General features: G+C 68.8%; 2 protein-coding genes and 1 pseudogene. All 3 read left to right on the top strand.

Annotated features, from left to right (window positions below; translation table 11 throughout):
- Window positions 1–168: pseudogene (locus tag ACFV6V_RS31090) on the top strand (hypothetical protein); the annotation flags it as partial.
- Between the two features lie 225 nt (window positions 169–393).
- Window positions 394–1,515: an aliphatic sulfonate ABC transporter substrate-binding protein gene (locus ACFV6V_RS31085; protein ID WP_385571181.1), complete on the top strand. Its 1,122-nt coding sequence runs from the start codon at window positions 394–396 to the stop codon at window positions 1,513–1,515.
- Between the two features lie 59 nt (window positions 1,516–1,574).
- Window positions 1,575–1,951: ATP-binding cassette domain-containing protein (locus tag ACFV6V_RS31080; RefSeq protein WP_385571180.1), on the top strand; the 377-nt coding region annotated here is incomplete at its 3' end.

Genomic DNA, 1,951 nt, shown 5'->3' with positions numbered 1-1,951 from the left:
ACCGCCGAGCCCCTCGCGCTCGACTCCTACGCCGACTCCCGCCGCACCGGGTCGTTCCTGCTGATCGACCCCGCCGACGGCACCACACTCGCGGCCGGAATGGCAGGCGAATCCTTCGCCACCACCACAACCGCACCCACCACGGACGACGACGGTTGGGACTTCTGATCATGTACGGCTTCTACGCGACCTTCGCCAAGGAAGGCGGCCGCGTCGGCAGCGGCTCCCTCGGCGCGGGCACGGGCGGGGTGACGCGATGTGCGCGATGACGTACGCGCACTGCCTGCGCGCCCACACCCCCCGCACCTCGCACCACCGAAGACCAAGACGCCGACATCCCGGCCACGCCGACTGACCGCGTGACCGCCGGGCCTCCGAGAGGAAACGCCTCCCGTGCCTGCCACCACCCGAACCCCCGCCCTGCGCCGCGGTATCGCCGCCGCCGCTGCCCTTCCGCTGCTGGCCGTGGCCCTCACCGCCTGCGGCTACGGCTCGAAGGCCGATGACACGAAAGACGGCACGTCCGAGGTGGCGGCCGGGGGCAGGAAGCTCTCCGCGGACACCGTGAAGATCGGCTACTTCCCCAACCTGACGCATGCCACCGCCCTGGTCGGCATCCAGGAAGGCCTGATCGCGAAGGAGCTGGGCGGCACCAAGGTCGCCACCCAGACCTTCAACGCCGGTCCGTCCGAGATCGAGGCCCTGAACGGCGGCTCGATCGACATCGGCTTCATCGGCCCGTCGCCGTCGGTCAACGGCTACGCCAAGTCCAAGGGCCAGGCGCTGCGCATCATCTCCGGTTCCGCGTCGGGCGGGGTGAAGCTGGTGGTCAACCCGGACACGATCAAGACCCTCGACGACGTCAAGGGCAAGAAGATCGCCACCCCGCAGCTCGGCAACACCCAGGACGTCGCGTTCCTCAACTGGGTCTCCGAGAAGGGCTGGAAGGTCGACGCCCAGAGCGGCAAGGGCGATGTGTCCGTGGTCCGCACGGACAACAAGGTGACGCCCGACGCTTACAAGTCCGGCTCCATCGACGGTGCCTGGGTGCCGGAGCCGACCGCGTCCAAGCTGGTCGCCGAGGGCGGCAAGGTGCTGCTGGACGAGACCTCGCTGTGGCCGGACAAGAAGTTCGTGATCACCAACGTCATCGTGTCGCAGAGCTTCCTCGAGGAGCACCCGGACGTGGTCGAGGCCGTGCTGCGCGGCACGGTGAAGACCAACGCCTGGATCAAGGCCAACCCGGACAAGGCCAAGGCATCGGCCAACGCCGCGCTGAAGGAGCTCAGCGGCAAGGAGCTGAAGCCCGAAGTCATCGACCCGGCCTGGAAGTCCATCCAGATCACCGACGACCCGCTCGCGTCCACGCTCCAGTCGCAGGCCGACCACGCGGTCAAGGCCGGTCTGCTGGACAAGCCCGATCTGGGCGGCATCTACGACCTGACGCTGCTGAACAAGGTGCTGAAGGCCGAAGGCAGCCCCGAGGTGGCCGACGCCGGACTCGGCGCCAAGTAGCGACCACGTAGCCGACAGCCCGTACGACCGAACCACTCCGCTCCCAGGAGGTGACGACCATGGCCACCACGCTCGCCAAGGCCGCCGACGACGCCGCCGCCACGGTGGTGCCGCACGCCGCCCGTATCGCGCACGTCTCCAAGTCCTTCGCAGGACCGGCCGGACCACAGCTCGTCCTGGACGACATCAGCCTCGACGTCGCACCCGGCGAGTTCGTCACCCTCCTGGGAGCCTCCGGGTGCGGAAAGTCCACCCTGCTCAACCTGGTCGCCGGCCTCGACCGCCCCACCACCGGAACCATCGAGACCCCCGGCGGCCGACCCGCCCTGATGTTCCAGGAGCACGCCCTCTTCCCCTGGCTCACCGCCGGCAAGAACATCGAACTCGCCCTACGACTACGCGGGATACCCAAAACCGAACGCCGCGACGAAGCCGA

It is taken from the genome of Streptomyces sp. NPDC059828, assembly GCF_042731955.1.
In the GTDB taxonomy this organism is placed as follows: domain Bacteria; phylum Actinomycetota; class Actinomycetes; order Streptomycetales; family Streptomycetaceae; genus Streptomyces.
This window is presented reverse-complemented; position numbering and strand designations above follow the sequence as displayed.